Raw genomic sequence first — 14,256 nt, 5'->3', positions numbered from 1 at the left:
TTCGCTAGCGACGTCGCGTGGCGCCGGCCCTGATGCCCTGCACCAGCGGTGCAAACGTGCCACACGGCATGGTCGCCTTGCGAACGGTGTGTCCGGCCGTCTCGTTGTCGTCGGCCCAGAACACCGGTCGGCGATTCGCCACGCACTCGCTGTTGGGCGCGAATGTGAACCCTTCGTTGTTGATGTTGGGCATGGTGGATGGACGCGCGTACTTGCGATTGGAGATGAACTTGCCGCGTGTCGGCGAGCCAACCGTTCTGTCGATCTCGAAGATGCGCAACTCGCCGTTGCATGAATCGTCGCACACCGCCCACAGGTAGCCGCTCTCGCGGTCATACGCGAGGTCCATGATGCTGCTGCCACCGGCGAGCGTCGCGAACCCGCTGCTGAACGTTGCCACGCGCGTAAACGTGTTGGTGGTGTGATTGAGCGCGTAGGCATACACGTTGCCGTTTGCTTCAACACCAACGAGGAACAATCCACCGGCGTGGTCCGCGTAGTCGCCGGGTGCATACAGGCGGGCCTTGGAGTCGTCGAAGAATCCGTTGGCCACCAGCATGCTGTCCGGTAGCCAGGTAATCGCCTCGATGCCGAGGTTGGCGCCGGTCACCGGCAGATCGGCCGTGATATCCCACTGGTTGATGGCGGTGAGGGTGGCACCGGCCACGGTCGGATTCACCCGGAGGATCACGCTCTTGCTGATCGAGCTGGCATCGTTGTTTCGCTCCGTGGCCACATACATGCCGCCGGCCGAGCCACCCGCCGCAAATGTCACGCCCTCGGAGTCCGGGTTGCCGGTGCCGTCGATGTACTTGAGCAGCTTGCCGGTGGCCCAGCTGTTTGTCGGATCTGGCGTCCAGATGCCGCCGCTGAAAATCATCCGGAACAACGTGCCAGGGCCATTGCGCACCGCCCACAGTACGCCCGGGCCTGCACCAGCACCCTCGTAGGACAGTCCGCTGCCGTTGGTGGCAAACACGTTGAGTCCGTCAACCACCGCCACATCGTCACTTCCCGGCCATGGCAGCGTGCTCGGTGGCGGTGGGGCGCCGCAACTGTTCGCGGCGCCCTTCGTGGACGCCGTGTTGTCGGTGAATGCGCCGGTGCCATCCGGGCACCGACCGTACGTCACTGTGGCGTGCGCGGTCCAGTCGTATGAGTCGAGCAACGTGCCGGCGGCATCGTAGATGCGCGCCGCGTCGGCGGCACCCAGACCGAATCCAAGCACCGCCTCTTCGATGACATAGTAGCCACCCGGCGCGATCGACGCGCCTGACGGCAGGCGCGTGGTGCGGGTGTCGTCGTTGTCCTTGACCAGGAAGTTGGACAGGTCCACCGCAATACTTCCCGTGTTGATCAACTCGATCCAGTCGCCGGGCGTGCCGCCGTTCGACTCCACCTCGTTGACCTTGACCAGAACGCGGCAGTCGTTGGCAGCGCCCTTGGTCGATTCGTTGGTCGTGACGAACACGCCCGCGCCATTCGCACAGCGCCCGTAGGTTGTGAGCGCGTGCGCTGTCCAGGTGTACCCGTCCACCAACACGCCATACTGGCTGTAGAGGCGCGCATCATCGGCGGCACCAAGTCCAAAGCCGAACGCGGCTTCTTCAGCCACCAGATAGCCGCCGGCGGGAATCGTGGTTCCGGCGGGGAAACGGAACGTGCGCGTGCTGTCGTTGTCCTTGAGGGCCCACCCTGAAAGATCCACGGCAGTGGCCGTCGGGTTGAACAGTTCGACCCAATCACCCGGCGTGCCGCCGTTTGACTCCACTTCGTTGACCTTGATGGCCGGCGGGGTGTTGACCGTGATGGACACCTGTCCGGTTTTTCCTCCCGCAGTCGCGACAATCCCCGTGGTTCCCGCTCCGACGGCGGTGATGACACCCGCGCTGCTGACGGTGGCAATCGTCGCATTGCCCGTAGTCCATGCCACCGTGCCCGCAGTGATGGGGCGATTGATCTGGTCAAGCGCGGCTGCCGTGGCAGTCACTGTTTGTCCAACCACGATGGTCGTGAGCGGTGCCGTCGCGCTGATCGTGGTTACCACCGGCGCCGTGACCGTGATGGTCTGTCGTCCGACGATCGACCCGACGGTGGCCGCCACCACCGACGTGCCGGGAGCCACGCCCGTGACCACACCACTGGACGACACGCTGGCGATGCCCGTCGCCGACGAGGACCACGTGACCGTCCCCGTACTGATGCTCGCACCGAATTGATCAATACCCGACACGGTTGCCGTCACTTCCTGTCCAACCACGACGGTGGCCGGCGACACGGCCACGGTCATGTCACGCAGGACGGGCGGCTTGGTGGTGATGTCGTCGTCGGCACAGGCTGAGAGCAGGACGAGCGTGCTGATCGCGCGGATGGTGGAACGACTCAGCGGACGGTGGCGACTGCGCAACCAGGGGGATCGTCATTGATGATGCGGCGTGTGGGAGGTTGATGTGCAATCGACACAACCTCCGCGCGCATCATCGCCGTTTCGTTACGCGCACGTCACGGCGGGGTAACCGCCGGATACCGAATTGACTACGCGGCGCTGAGCGTGAACACCGTCACCTCGGGCCGCACATTGAAGCGCACCGGCAGCACCGTACCAACGCCGCGACTGATGTACATCTGCCGGTCGTGCGACAACGCGAAGACACCGTTCGTGTAGCGTTTGTTCTTCACCGGCAACACCGGCGGTGGCAGAAACGGCGGCTTGCATTGGCCACCGTGCGTGTGTCCGGAGAGTATCCACCCGGAAAATGGTTGCCAGCCCGTCATGTCCACGGTATCGGGATTGTGGCTGAGGGCAATCGTCGGCGAATTCGGCGCCACCTCGGCGAACGCGGCATCGGGAAAGAACTGTCGACTCCACAGGTCGCCCAACCCGACAATCTGCAGCCCGTCAATGTCGGTCATGGCATTGACCAGGACAGTCACCCCCAGATTCCGCAGGACACCGCTGATGCGATCCGCATCTTCCGGATGCGCCCAGTTGACGCCGTAGTCGTGGTTGCCGAGTGAGGCCACTGTGCCGATCTGCCCCAACGGCATCTGACTGTAGATGAACTCGGCGTGCGCCAGCAACCCCGGGTGGTGACTCGTGAAATCCCCGGTGTATACCACAATGTCAGGCTCCAGGGCGCGCACTTGATTAAACGTGTCGAGCACGTAGTCATCGGGGACCATCGGTCCGACATGGATGTCGGAAAGCTGCACCAGCCGCTTCCCGACGAGTGCGCCGGGCAAGTCGCGGATGGGCATGACGCGACGGGCGATGTCCAGCCATTGTGGTTCGTAGTAGCGCGTATACGCGCCGACACCAACGGCGCCGGACATGAGTCCGGCCGTCGTCAGCAGGAACTGGCGTCGGGAAACCATCGCTAGGATTCCACGCACCGCCGACCCGACGCCACCCCTCGCGTCATCGCGTCACGGTCTGAATGTCCACGCGCGACGGATAGCGCGCCGTCCGCCAGATGCTGTGTGTCTGCGCCTTGTAGTCACTGGCCTTCGCGGTGAAGATGTTGGGCACCCACGTTTGCGGATTGCGGTCGATGATGGGAAACCAACTGCTTTGGAGCTGTACCATGATTCGATGTCCGGCCTTGAAGCGATAGCTCTGGGTATGCAGGTCGACCGTGAACGGTGTCACCCGATTGGGCACGATCGGTTCCGGCTTCTCAAATGAATTCCGAAAGCGGCCCCGGAACACGTCGTTGGCCACCATCAGTTGATACCCGCTGAGTGTATGGTCGGGCGCGTTCTCTTCGGGATACACGTCAATCAGTTTGACGATCCAGTCGGCATCCTGTCCCGTGATACTGGCAAACACGCGCGCCGTGATCTCGCCGGCCACCACCACGTCCTCGGTCAGGACGGGGGTCTGCCAGCTCAACACATCCGGTCGATTGTGTACGAAGCGCTGGTCTTCGATCAACCAGGTACGCCAGCCAGACCCCTTGGGGTAGTACGTCGGCTCAATGGGTCGTTTCCGGTATGGAACCGGTTTGGCAGGATCACTCACGAACCGGTCAACGCCGAGGCTATCTGTCTTCGCCGGCGCATCAAACGACAGCAGACCGCCGTCGTGAAAATAGAGTGACTTCGTGACCGCTTCCCTCGGGGGCCACGCGCTGAAGGAACGCCAGGTATTGCTCCCTGATTCGAACACGGTGGCTTCGGCGGCCGCAAACGTGCCCTGATCCTTCAGGTGCTTCGCGAAGAACGGCGCCTGCAGCTTGGCGCGATAGTACTCGCCGGTGGCCGACCCGAAGTCGATGGGACCGATTTTCTGCCCAGGACCGTTGCTCCAGCCCCCGTGCCACCACGGTCCCACCACCAGCACGTTCTGATTCGCTTTGTCGTGCGGTTCAAGGGTGCGATAGATGGTGACCGGACCGTAGAAATCCTCCTGATCCCACCAGCCACCGACATTCAAGGTCGGCATTGTGACACGCTTGAGATACGGCTTCATAGCCTGGCGCTGCCAGAACGCATCGTAGTTAGGATGTTCGGCAAAGTCGCGCCAGGTGGGGAGGACCTTGTCCTTGAGATAGCGCGATTGCACGTTCGACAACGGCCCCAGCTTGAGGTACCAATCGTAGGTGTCGTACGTGTCGAACGTGAAGTTGCCGTTCTCCTTGCTGTCCTCGGTCAGGAACGCATACTCGAATCCATAACTCAGCCGGAACGCGCCGTTGTGATGGAAGTCATCGCCAATGAACATGTCGGCCGGTGACGCCTGCGGACTCACCGCCTTGAGCGCCGGATGCGGATCGAGCATCGCCATGGCCGCCGTCCAGCCGTCGTACGACACCCCCAGCATGCCGACGCGCCCGTTGTTGCGCGGCACATTCTTCAGCAGCCACTCGATACTGTCGTAGGTATCGGTGCTTTCATCGACGGCATCCTTGGGACCGTCAAACAAACGCGGCGGGCGCTGCATGACAAACGTGCCGTTCGATTTGTAACGACCACGGATGTCCTGGAACACGAAGATGTAACCGTCCTGCGCGAGTTCCTTGTAGCTGCCGCCCAGCCGACCACGTGTTGCCCCCACCCCGTATGGCGTGCGTTGCAGGAGAAACGGCAACGCCTCCGTGGCATTCGGCGGAAAGAAGATCTCGAGGTGCAGCGTCACGCCATCACGCATGGGAATGTCGTGCGACTGCTGCACGTAGGAGGCCGGGTCGTACTTGGCCGGCACCGTCTGAGCGGAGAGCCGGGATGCGCTCAGGAGGAACAGGAGGGCGAAACGACGAAGCACGGGGAACTCCGTGTTGGGAGACGGACGACGGGAGACAGGAGAGTGGAGACTGCCAGCCGACCGGACGTCTCCCGTCTCCCGTCTCCCGTCTCCCGTCTCCCTAAGAGCTTACCTCCGTCGCGTCATTTCGCCATAGTTTCCCGCATGCTCAGACGTCCATACCTGTTCTGCGCCGCGCTCTCGCTGTTGGCGGCCTCCGCGACAGCGCAGCCGACGCGTTTTGAGGTTCCGGTTGTCCCGGCCGGCGCCCGCTGGCTCAAGGGCAACACCCATACGCACACCACGCAAAGCGATGGCGACACGCCGCCGGCGGAGGTCGCCCGCTGGTATAAGAGCCGCGGATACGCATTCCTCGTACTGTCCGACCACAATGTGTTCACCGATCCCGCCACGCTGGCGTCGCTGATGGACTCGACGTTTCTCCTCGTTCCCGGCGAGGAAGTCACCACCAGCTTCCAGAAGGCCGCGGTGCACGTGAATGCGCTGGCGGTCTCCCGGGTGATTGCGCCGGCCAAAGACTCCACCCTGCTCGGGACGGTGCAAAAGACCATTGATGCGATTCGCGCCGAACAGGCGGTGCCACACATCAATCATCCGAACTTCGTGTGGAGCATCGATTCAGCCACGTTGTTTCGCATGAAGAACGACCGACTCTTCGAGATCTTCAACGGGCATCCCACCGTGCACAATGTCGGCGGCGGTGACTGGCCCGGCATGGAAGAGGTGTGGGACGGATTGCTCTCGAGTGGCAAGCGCATCTTCGGCATTGCCGTCGATGACGCGCATCACTTCCAGGGCGAATTTTCTTCGGCTCGCGCCAATCCTGGTCGCGGCTGGGTGGCCGTACGCAGCGCGGTGCTCGAACCCCGCGCGCTGGTATCGGCGTTGGACGCGGGGCAGTTCTACGCCAGCAGCGGTGTCACCCTGGCCGATGTGATCGTCACCAGCGCCGCACTCGAAATCCGCATCACGCAGAAGGGCGACTTCAAGTACACCACCCAGTTCATCGGTCAGGATGGCAAGATTTTGGCGACCGACCGGTCGATGACGCCGCGATACACCCTCAAGGGCGGCGAGACGTACGTGCGCGCCAAAGTGACCGACTCCGGTGGCGCGGCCGCGTGGGTGCAGCCGGTGTTCACCTCGCGGTTTGTGACCAGGGCGCAGTAGGCCGCGCTCGCGAAACGCGGCTCACTCCTCGGTGGTGTCCACCTCCAGGGCGCCCAGACTGCTGCCTCGCGCTTTCTCCACACGATCCATGCGTTTCTGAAACTGACTCATGGCGAACTGCACGAATGGCTCTGGCGTGAGGCCAAATGGCACGTCGTCAATGGGATAGGCCGCGAACGCTTCACCGATGATCGCAATGGCCGGATTCAGCAGGGTGTTCATGCGATCGACGATGGCGTTCCACACGGGGTCGCCATGGGCAACCGTCAATCGCGAAAGCAGATAGATCCCATACGCCAGGTGGCGGGACTCGTCCGCCTTCAGGTACGCGGCCACCTGCTGCATCCCCGGCATGATGCCGCGGTCCGTCAGGATGCGATGAAAGACGTGGTAGCCCGTTTCCGCCAGCACGCCTTCCACGATCATGTTGTACGTGGCGGAGGCACGTGCCTGCGCCACTGGCGAGCGATCGGTGCGCAATCGCGACATCGACTCGGGCAGCGCGTCGGCGAAAACTGTGCGATACGATGGCGAGTGATAGTGCGTCAGATCCTGCCCGTTGGCACCGACCGCATCGAGAAATCGCCGGATGGCTTCGACATGCTTCGCCTCCTCCCAGATGAACGAGGTCAGATACAGTTGCTCTTCCAGTCGACCCTCGCTGGCAATGACATCGAGCAGCGGCAGAATGTCGATCGTGACCGCTTCTTCGCCCGCTTGGAAGAGCGCAGCCAGTCGCAAGAGCAAGTCGCGTTCACCAACCGTCAGGCGATCCCAGTCCTCGCGATCCTTCGAAAAATCGATGTCGGTCGGATTCCAGATACCCAATCGTTTGGCCTTCTCCCACAATTTCATCGGGAAAAGGTCGTAACGGAGTCCGACCCGACTCGTGCTCTGCAGGGCGGGACGCGGGTGCTCATGATGGACCGGGTCCGCCGTCACCGTCGGCTCGATAGGCGTCGTGGCCGTGGTGAGCACGACCGATTGGGCAACGCGAACCAACTCCGTCGCAGCATGCACATGCGGCAACAGCCCGGCCACCGATCCGTGTTTCAGCTTGAGCTTGCCCCGCAGGATTGCCATGGTCGGCGCCATCTCGCCCTCAAGCACCGTCAGCCAGACGGAGAGCGGTCCGCTGATCACGTAACTTGCGCCGACCGTGTCATCGGCCGTCGCCAGTCGCGCCGCGCGACATTCACCGCGCCACAAGTCGAGATACACCGCCGCCGTCTCTGGCAGGCCACGCTCCGGATCGGCCTGCGCCTCGAGCACGATGGCCCCTTCCCATGACTTGCCGGCCTGACGATACGCGTCGCTCCGATTGAGCGCCGCGCCCCACGCCTCCGCCCACGCGTTCGAAAATAGTTCGGTCATGTACGCAATGTACGTGTCGGCTTTACTTTGCATGTAGCCTTTCACCCGACGCGAATTCGCACGAGGTCACCATGTCGACACACGATCCGCTGCCGCGCATGTACCGCCATATGGAGTGGGCCGATGCGCGTTCGCTGGCCACCCTCCGCGACATGACCGAACCACCCCCGCACGCGGTCGATGTGTTTGCGCATGTGCTGGCCGCCGAGCATATCTGGCTGCGGCGCATCGATGGCGTGGTCCATCTGTATGACGTGTGGCAGCCCATCGGGCTCGACGAATGTGAGCGCCTGGCACGGGCCAACCATGCGGGGTTCACCCGGGTGCTGGCGGAAGCCGACCGGCTGCGCCCCGTCTCGTATCAGAACCTCGCCGGGGTGTCATATACCACACCGCTCGAGGAAATCCTCATCCACGTGTCGCACCACGGCATGTATCATCGCGGACAGATCGCGCTGTTGGTGCGCGCCGCCGGCGGTACGCCGATGCCCACCGACTACATCGTGTATCAGCGCGAAACCCCGTGACAGCAAAAGGGCCGCCGGATTGCTCCGGCGGCCCTTCGTGGTGTCGCGGACGCGCCGCTTAACCGCGGATCTTCGTGACGTTTTCTGCGGCGGGACCCTTCTGGCCCTGCACGATGTCGAATTCGACGCGCTCACCTTCGGCCAACGTGCGGAAACCGCCGCCCTGAATGGCCGAGTGATGCACGAAGCAATCCTTCGAGCCGTCATCGGGCGTGATGAAACCAAAGCCCTTGGCGTCGTTGAACCACTTCACCTTGCCGGTCGTACGCATGGCACTGCTCCTGTTGCTGTGTGTTCGGAGTCCGGCCCTGCCGTACGCACCGAGCACTCGTTTTTTCGCGGACTCAACCCCCGCGCGGGTTGCCGGAACCCTGCGACTCCGGCCCTTCACTCTCACCCTCAGGCTTATCTACGAAAAAGGGACCCGCGTGTAGCCAGGTCCCCGAGGTCGCCCGCTGTTGCGTATCCCGCGTCGTAGACGCGCCTGCTGGTTTAAGTGCTCCGAAACGGTAGCATGGCTCCGTCAAGCTGTCAACAGGGAGTTTTCGTGCCGTTCACGGTAGGGACGAGTGCCTTCCTGACGGGGGCCGTCGTCCCCCAGGTGGAGGCCAACCCCAATCTCCGAGGAGCGCCGAGAATGACGAAACTGCTGGTCACCTGCTGCACCTTCGTGACGAGCTCCCTCGGCTGGTACGCCGGGGAGTCCTTCGGCATTTTCACGGCCTTCGTCTGTTCCATGGTCGGCACGGGCATCGGGATTTACGCGGGCAAGAAGCTCGCTGACCACTGGGGCACGTAGTCGGCGCCGTGGCTGGACTCGGGGACGGACTCGATCCACCTTCCCCGCCATGCCAGCCCCGTTCCTGCCGCGACTATTGACCGGCACCGTTATTCTGTCCGCCCTGGTGGCCATCCTGGCCCTCAGCGCACCCCCCGCCTGGATGTCGGCGCACTACGTCGCCAAGCCGCTGGCCACCCTCGCGATTCTGGCCATGGCCGCCACGGCGGCGAACCCGCTGTCGCCGCGGTACCAGCGGGCCATCGTGGCCGGTCTGGGGCTGTCGCTGCTGGGGGACGTGCTGCTCATGCTCCCCACCGACCTGTTTGCCTGGGGCTTGGGAGCCTTTCTGCTGGCACACCTCTGCTATATCGCCGCGTTCCTTGGTCAGAGCCGATTGCTGGCCCGCCCGATGGCGCTGGCGGGGTACGCACTGGTCGCGATCGCGCTGGTGGCCGCCGTGTATCCATCGCTCCCGGTCGCGCTGCGTGTACCGGTGCTGGTGTATGTGGTCGTCATCACGCTCATGGCATCGCAGAGCGCCGTCTGGATGCTCGAAGCGCCGTCGCCAAACGCGCGACGTGCCGCCATCGGCGCCGCATGGTTTCTGGTGTCCGACGCCACCCTCGCCATTGCGCGATTCCGTACCGACGTGCCCTACCGCGACCTCATCGTCCTCGGCACCTATTTCATCGCCCAGTGGTGCATCGCCACCAGCGTTTCGCGTGACATGCCCGTTGCGCGCGTTGGAGACGCGTCTCAATGATTCGCATCGCGCGCGCGATCGGCATGATCGGCCTCATCGCGCCGACCTGCTCACTTGTGGCCCAAACGGCGGCGCCACGGTTGATGCGGGCGGGCGACGTGGACACCATCCCGCTGCATCGGGCCTCGACCCGTGTCGCCTACGGGGCGGATTCGCTGCAGTTCGGCGAGCTGCGCATTCCCGACGGACGTGGCCCGTTCCCGGTGGCGGTTGTCATCCACGGCGGGTGCTGGTTGTCGCGATATGCTTCGTTGCGCAACACCGCGGCGTTGGCCGAAGCGCTGGCCAACGCGGGTGTGGCCTCGTGGAATATCGAGTACCGCCGGTATGATCATCCCGGAGGAGGATGGCCGGGCACGTTTCGCGACGCGGCCGACGGCGCCGATTTCGTGCGCACACTGGCCCGCACGTATCCGCTGGATACCACGCGCGTCGTCGCCGCCGGCCACTCGGCTGGCGGTCACCTCGCGCTGTGGCTGGCCACGCGCAAAACGCTCGATGCCGCGAGCCCGCTGGCCGGCGGCTCACCACTCTCGCTGAGTGGCGTGGTGTCCATCGGTGGTATTGCCGACCTGCGCGAGTTTTACGCGCGCGAGCGCGGAACCTGTGGCAACCCCGCCGTGGAATCGCTGCTTGGTGGTGTCCCGGACAGTGTACCGGCGCGCCTGCACGATGCCTCTCCCATCGAACGTCTCCCCCTGGGCGTTCCCACCGTACACATCGCTGGCGATCGCGATTTCATTGCGCCGCCTGCGGTGCGCGAGGCGTTCGTGCGCGCCGCACGCCTGCGTGGTGACAGCGCATGGGTCACCACCATTCCGGTCGACGGACACTTCGAAGCCATTACCCCGTCAACTGCGGCCGGACGCGCTGTGGTCGACGCCATTCTCCGACTCGCGCGAGGGGCGCATCCATGATCGGGCACCAGCGGCAGTCGCAGATTTATGTGGAGGGAGTGGGAGGACAGCGGCCGCTGGTCCCCGTGAGTGAAACCGCGCTCGAACAACGCGCAATAGCCGCCATGACTCCCGAGGCCGCCGCGTATGTCGTGGGCGGTGCGGGTCGCGAAGATACCATGTCGGCCAATCGCGCGGCGTTTGCGCGTTGGCGCATCCTGCCGCGTGTGCTGCGCGATGTCGAACATCGCGACACCAGCACGGCGCTGCTGGGTATGACGCTGCCCGTGCCGCTGATGACCGCGCCCATCGGCGTACTGGAGCTGGCGCATCGTGACGCCGATCTCGCCGTGGCCAGGGCAACCGGCAGCGAAGGCATCCCGATGATCTTCTCCAATCAGGCGTCCGTGGCAATGGAAGCCTGCGCGGCGGCAATGGGCGACACGCCGCGCCTCTTTCAGCTGTACTGGTCGCGATCGGACAATGTGGTGCAGAGCTTCGTGCAACGTGCCGAGTCGTGCGGATGCCGCGGTATCGTGCTGACCCTCGATACCACGATGCTCGGCTGGCGACCGCGCGATCTCGATCTTGCCTACATGCCGTTCATGCGCGGCATGGGAATCGCGCAGTATCTCTCCGACCCGGTCTTTCGTCGCGAACTGGACCTGCCGCTCGACACACCGGCACCGCCAACACGCCTGTCGTGGAATGCGCTGTCCGTGTTGCGCGATCTCTTGTCACGCGCGCCCGGACCCCTGGTGGACAAGCTCCGCAGCGGCTGGCCCCGTCAGGCGGTGCGTCGCTTCGTCGCCACGTATTCACGACCGTCACTGCAGTGGACCGATCTCGCCCGCCTGCGGGCCATGACCAGCTTGCCGATCCTGTTGAAAGGCGTGCTGCATCCGGACGATGCACGACTCGCGCTGGAACACGGGGTGGACGGGTTGGTGGTGTCCAATCACGGTGGTCGTCAGATCGACGGCGAGATTGCATCGCTGGACGCGCTGCCGGCCATTGCGGCGGTCGTTCAGAAACGGATCCCGGTCCTGCTCGATTCCGGCGTCCGCAGCGGCGCCGATGTGTTCAAGGCCATCGCCCTGGGGGCCAGTGCGGTGTTGCTGGGCCGTCCCTACGTGTACGGATTGGCGATTGCCGGCGAAGCCGGCGTGCGGGAGGTCCTGCGGAATGTGCGGGCCGAATTCGACCTCACCATGGGACTCGCGGGGTGTCGGACGGTGGCAGAGATCACCGCCGACAGTGTCGTGTAGAGACGGGAGACAGGAGACAGGAGACGCGAGACTGGATGTCTCCCGTCTCCCGTCTCCCGTCTCCCGTCTTAAAGCCCTGCCCTTGCCCCACTTTACACCACCAGCTCTTTGCCCCAACGTCAATGGGCGGCCCATCGACCGTACCGTATCTGACCCATCAACGGAGCGTTCATGAAGGACTCGCAGCTGCAGGCGTTACTCCGAAAGACCGCCGCCAAGGCGGCCCAGCAGAAGAAACCCAACAAGGCGTCCTTCGACTCCACCTTGGATGCCACGCGTGGCGGCAAGGAGCCCATCTCGGGCACGGAGGCCGAAGAGATCTTTCAGGTGATGAAGAAGCGCGAATTCTGATCGACCCGGTCTTTCTGCGTCTGCAGGCGTGCGTCGCCGGCCGATTCTCGCTTGAACGGGAGATCGGGCGCGGCGGCATGGGGATCGTCTATCTCGCGCGCGACGTCGCGCTCGAGCGACCGGTGGCCATCAAGGTCCTGGCACCCGCGTTGGCCGCCCGTCGCGACATGCGCGAGCGCTTCCTCCGCGAAGCGCGGATCGCGGCGCAGTGTTTCCATCCGCACATCGTGCCCATTCACGCCGTTGAGGAAGCCGACGACCTCGCATGGATCGTCATGGCGTATGTGCGCGGCGAGACACTGGCCGATCGTCTGCGGCGCACCGGGCCACTCGACGCGGAGGAGCTGCGCCGACTGGGGCGTGAGGTCGGATGGGCGCTGTCGTACGCGCATCAACGAGGCGTGGTGCACCGCGACATCAAGCCGGAAAATCTGCTCATCGATGCGTCGACCGGGCGCTATGTCATCGCTGATTTCGGTATCGCGCAGGCAGTCGATCAGGCGATCACGCCGGTAGGCGGCACGGTTCCCGGAACAGCGCGATATATGGCACCAGAGCAAGCGCTCGGAGAATTCGTTGATGGCCGAGCGGATCTCTACGCGCTGGGAGTGACACTGTTTGTCGCGGCCACCGGTCGCGCACCGTTTGACGGGCCGTCTGCAATGGCGTTGGTCGCCCAGCACGCCGCGCAGGTGGCACCATCCGTGCGCGCCTTCGCGCCCACGCTGCCGTTGGCCCTGACCAGGAGCATTGACCGGTGCCTGGCGAAGAGGCCTGACGATCGGTATTCCAGCGTCGGGCAGTTTCTGTTGGCCATCGAGGACGACGTGCGTGAGCAGCCGCTGGCGACGGCATTCCTCGCAGTACGGGACTCCGCCAGAGCCGTCCGCATCGCCCTCACGTGGAGCGTCATGATCGGGGTGTCCGGCGCTTTGATGATCGCCGGCGAGGCACCCCGATCGATCGGCCGCGGCATCCTCGTGTGGATGACACAAAGTGTCGTGTTGCTGTTGATTGCCGGAGCGTGTCTGCGTGGCGGAGAAGCCTTGATCCAGATTCGTCGACTGATGCGACGAGGGCACGCCCCCGACGAAGTCATCCGTGCATTGGCCGGAGAGGATCGTGTTGAGGAACACGCCGGCGATCGGGTGCGCGTGGCGCAGGGCGGGATGGCCCAAATCGTGCTGGGCCTTTCGATCGCTTTTCTCGAAGGGTGGATGACATCCCGGTCGGTGCCGATGCTCGTTGATGAACTGGCGCAAGTGCTCACGCTCGCCCTTCCCCCGATCCTGCTCGCTCGTGGAGTCAGTGCGGTGCTGGCGGTGTCGGGAGGTGCCCGTTGGATTCGCGAGCGGGTGACGACGCCGATCGCGGCCTTCGCGACGCGCCTGATGGGTCGGGTGCGCGCCCAACCGTCATCCGGCATCTCGCTGGTCGACGCGCCGACCGAAACGTTGATCGTCCGCGCCGTGCAGTCAGCGGTCGGCGCCCTTCCCGCCGCGCATCGTGGCACGTTGGGCGATGTCGATGCGATTGCCCGATCGCTTGCTCTTCGCGTGTCGGCGCTGCGCGCGCACGGACAGGAGATCGACGCCCGCGAAGCGGACGCACTGATCGTTCGCGACTCTGACAAGCGCGCCGGCGCGCTTGATCAAGTCCGGCGCGATCGAGAGGCGCTTCGCCATCGTATGCAGACGGGAATGGCCGCTCTGGAGTCGCTTCGCCTGGATGTGCTCCGACTGGCGATGGAGGGTTCCGACGGCGGCCTGACCACGGACCTCGAGCAGGTGCGTGACGTTCAACACCGGGTGGACGCGGCCATGGATGTGCGTCGGCTCCTGTACCAGGCAACGCCAACCTAGC

The 14,256-nt window shown here is 64.2% G+C and carries 13 protein-coding genes and 2 pseudogenes; 8 read left to right on the top strand and 7 right to left on the bottom strand.

Annotated features, from left to right (window positions below):
- Nucleotides 1-4: 4 nt before the first annotated feature.
- From IPP90_23625 to IPP90_23605, 5 genes and pseudogenes are all read right to left on the bottom strand, one after another.
- Nucleotides 5-1,417, bottom strand: a complete 1,413-nt coding sequence (locus IPP90_23625; protein ID MBL0173620.1) for a lamin tail domain-containing protein — start codon at nucleotides 1,415-1,417, stop codon at nucleotides 5-7.
- Nucleotides 1,418-1,423: 6 nt separating this feature from the next.
- Nucleotides 1,424-1,786 (bottom strand): annotated as a pseudogene (locus tag IPP90_23620) (lamin tail domain-containing protein).
- A gap of 273 nt (nucleotides 1,787-2,059) precedes the next feature.
- Nucleotides 2,060-2,290 (bottom strand): annotated as a pseudogene (locus IPP90_23615) (Ig-like domain-containing protein).
- Nucleotides 2,291-2,535: 245 nt separating this feature from the next.
- Entirely contained in the window at nucleotides 2,536-3,375 is an 840-nt protein-coding gene (locus IPP90_23610; protein ID MBL0173619.1) for a metallophosphoesterase, read from the bottom strand.
- Between the two features lie 43 nt (nucleotides 3,376-3,418).
- The gene (locus IPP90_23605; GenBank protein MBL0173618.1) at nucleotides 3,419-5,149 is read right to left on the bottom strand and encodes a CocE/NonD family hydrolase; all 1,731 of its coding nucleotides are present in this window, start codon (nucleotides 5,147-5,149) and stop codon (nucleotides 3,419-3,421) included.
- Between the two features lie 258 nt (nucleotides 5,150-5,407).
- On the opposite strand from IPP90_23605, the gene IPP90_23600 reads away from it, so the two are divergent.
- On the top strand, nucleotides 5,408-6,433 hold the full coding sequence (locus IPP90_23600) for a PHP domain-containing protein (GenBank protein MBL0173617.1): 1,026 nt from the start codon (nucleotides 5,408-5,410) through the stop codon (nucleotides 6,431-6,433).
- Nucleotides 6,434-6,454: 21 nt separating this feature from the next.
- Here IPP90_23600 and IPP90_23595 read toward each other — a convergent pair whose 3' ends face one another.
- Nucleotides 6,455-7,807 carry a R2-like ligand-binding oxidase gene (locus tag IPP90_23595; GenBank protein ID MBL0173616.1) on the bottom strand — a complete coding sequence of 451 codons (1,353 nt, stop codon included), beginning with the start codon at nucleotides 7,805-7,807 and terminating at the stop codon, nucleotides 6,455-6,457.
- A 71-nt stretch (nucleotides 7,808-7,878) separates the two neighbouring features.
- Here IPP90_23595 and IPP90_23590 point away from each other — a divergent pair, with 71 nt between their 5' ends.
- Nucleotides 7,879-8,334, top strand: coding sequence for a damage-inducible protein DinB (locus IPP90_23590; protein ID MBL0173615.1), 456 nt, complete (start codon nucleotides 7,879-7,881; stop codon nucleotides 8,332-8,334).
- 58 nt (nucleotides 8,335-8,392) lie between these two features.
- Here IPP90_23590 and IPP90_23585 read toward each other — a convergent pair whose 3' ends face one another.
- On the bottom strand, nucleotides 8,393-8,605 hold the full coding sequence (locus IPP90_23585; GenBank protein MBL0173614.1) for a cold shock domain-containing protein: 213 nt from the start codon (nucleotides 8,603-8,605) through the stop codon (nucleotides 8,393-8,395).
- A 366-nt stretch (nucleotides 8,606-8,971) separates the two neighbouring features.
- On the opposite strand from IPP90_23585, the gene IPP90_23580 reads away from it, so the two are divergent.
- The 6 genes from IPP90_23580 to IPP90_23555 all read left to right on the top strand — a co-directional run bounded on the left by IPP90_23580 (nucleotide 8,972) and on the right by IPP90_23555 (nucleotide 14,255).
- Entirely contained in the window at nucleotides 8,972-9,133 is a 162-nt protein-coding gene (locus tag IPP90_23580; GenBank protein ID MBL0173613.1) for a hypothetical protein, read from the top strand.
- Between the two features lie 49 nt (nucleotides 9,134-9,182).
- Entirely contained in the window at nucleotides 9,183-9,878 is a 696-nt protein-coding gene (locus IPP90_23575) for a lysoplasmalogenase (GenBank protein MBL0173612.1), read from the top strand.
- Nucleotides 9,875-10,795, top strand: coding sequence for an alpha/beta hydrolase (locus tag IPP90_23570; GenBank protein ID MBL0173611.1), 921 nt, complete (start codon nucleotides 9,875-9,877; stop codon nucleotides 10,793-10,795). Before IPP90_23575 ends, IPP90_23570 begins: the two co-directional genes overlap by 4 nt.
- On the top strand, nucleotides 10,792-12,042 hold the full coding sequence (locus IPP90_23565) for a lactate 2-monooxygenase (GenBank protein MBL0173610.1): 1,251 nt from the start codon (nucleotides 10,792-10,794) through the stop codon (nucleotides 12,040-12,042). The genes IPP90_23570 and IPP90_23565 overlap by 4 nt, the downstream gene beginning before the upstream one ends.
- 171 nt (nucleotides 12,043-12,213) lie before the next feature.
- Nucleotides 12,214-12,393, top strand: coding sequence for a hypothetical protein (locus tag IPP90_23560; protein ID MBL0173609.1), 180 nt, complete (start codon nucleotides 12,214-12,216; stop codon nucleotides 12,391-12,393).
- A 77-nt stretch (nucleotides 12,394-12,470) separates the two neighbouring features.
- Nucleotides 12,471-14,255, top strand: coding sequence for a serine/threonine protein kinase (locus IPP90_23555; GenBank protein ID MBL0173608.1), 1,785 nt, complete (start codon nucleotides 12,471-12,473; stop codon nucleotides 14,253-14,255).
- The last annotated feature ends 1 nt before the right edge of the window (nucleotide 14,256 follow it).

Source organism: Gemmatimonadaceae bacterium, from assembly GCA_016720905.1.
Classification (GTDB): Bacteria; Gemmatimonadota; Gemmatimonadetes; order Gemmatimonadales; family Gemmatimonadaceae; genus Gemmatimonas.
Note: the sequence above shows the minus strand (reverse complement) of the source record. Positions and strands in the feature narration are given on the sequence as shown.

Coding starts and splice junctions, on each gene's coding strand:
- IPP90_23570 (MBL0173611.1), top strand. CDS start 9,875: ATGATTCGCATCGCGCGCGCGATCGGCATGATCGGCCTCATCGCGCCG.
- IPP90_23595 (MBL0173616.1), bottom strand. CDS start 7,807: ATGACCGAACTATTTTCGAACGCGTGGGCGGAGGCGTGGGGCGCGGCG.
- IPP90_23605 (MBL0173618.1), bottom strand. CDS start 5,149: ATGCGTGATGGCGTGACGCTGCACCTCGAGATCTTCTTTCCGCCGAAT.
- IPP90_23575 (MBL0173612.1), top strand. CDS start 9,183: ATGCCAGCCCCGTTCCTGCCGCGACTATTGACCGGCACCGTTATTCTG.
- IPP90_23585 (MBL0173614.1), bottom strand. CDS start 8,605: ATGCGTACGACCGGCAAGGTGAAGTGGTTCAACGACGCCAAGGGCTTT.
- IPP90_23565 (MBL0173610.1), top strand. CDS start 10,792: ATGATCGGGCACCAGCGGCAGTCGCAGATTTATGTGGAGGGAGTGGGA.
- IPP90_23580 (MBL0173613.1), top strand. CDS start 8,972: ATGACGAAACTGCTGGTCACCTGCTGCACCTTCGTGACGAGCTCCCTC.
- IPP90_23610 (MBL0173619.1), bottom strand. CDS start 3,375: ATGGTTTCCCGACGCCAGTTCCTGCTGACGACGGCCGGACTCATGTCC.
- IPP90_23555 (MBL0173608.1), top strand. CDS start 12,471: ATGGGGATCGTCTATCTCGCGCGCGACGTCGCGCTCGAGCGACCGGTG.
- IPP90_23590 (MBL0173615.1), top strand. CDS start 7,879: ATGTCGACACACGATCCGCTGCCGCGCATGTACCGCCATATGGAGTGG.
- IPP90_23560 (MBL0173609.1), top strand. CDS start 12,214: ATGAAGGACTCGCAGCTGCAGGCGTTACTCCGAAAGACCGCCGCCAAG.
- IPP90_23600 (MBL0173617.1), top strand. CDS start 5,408: ATGCTCAGACGTCCATACCTGTTCTGCGCCGCGCTCTCGCTGTTGGCG.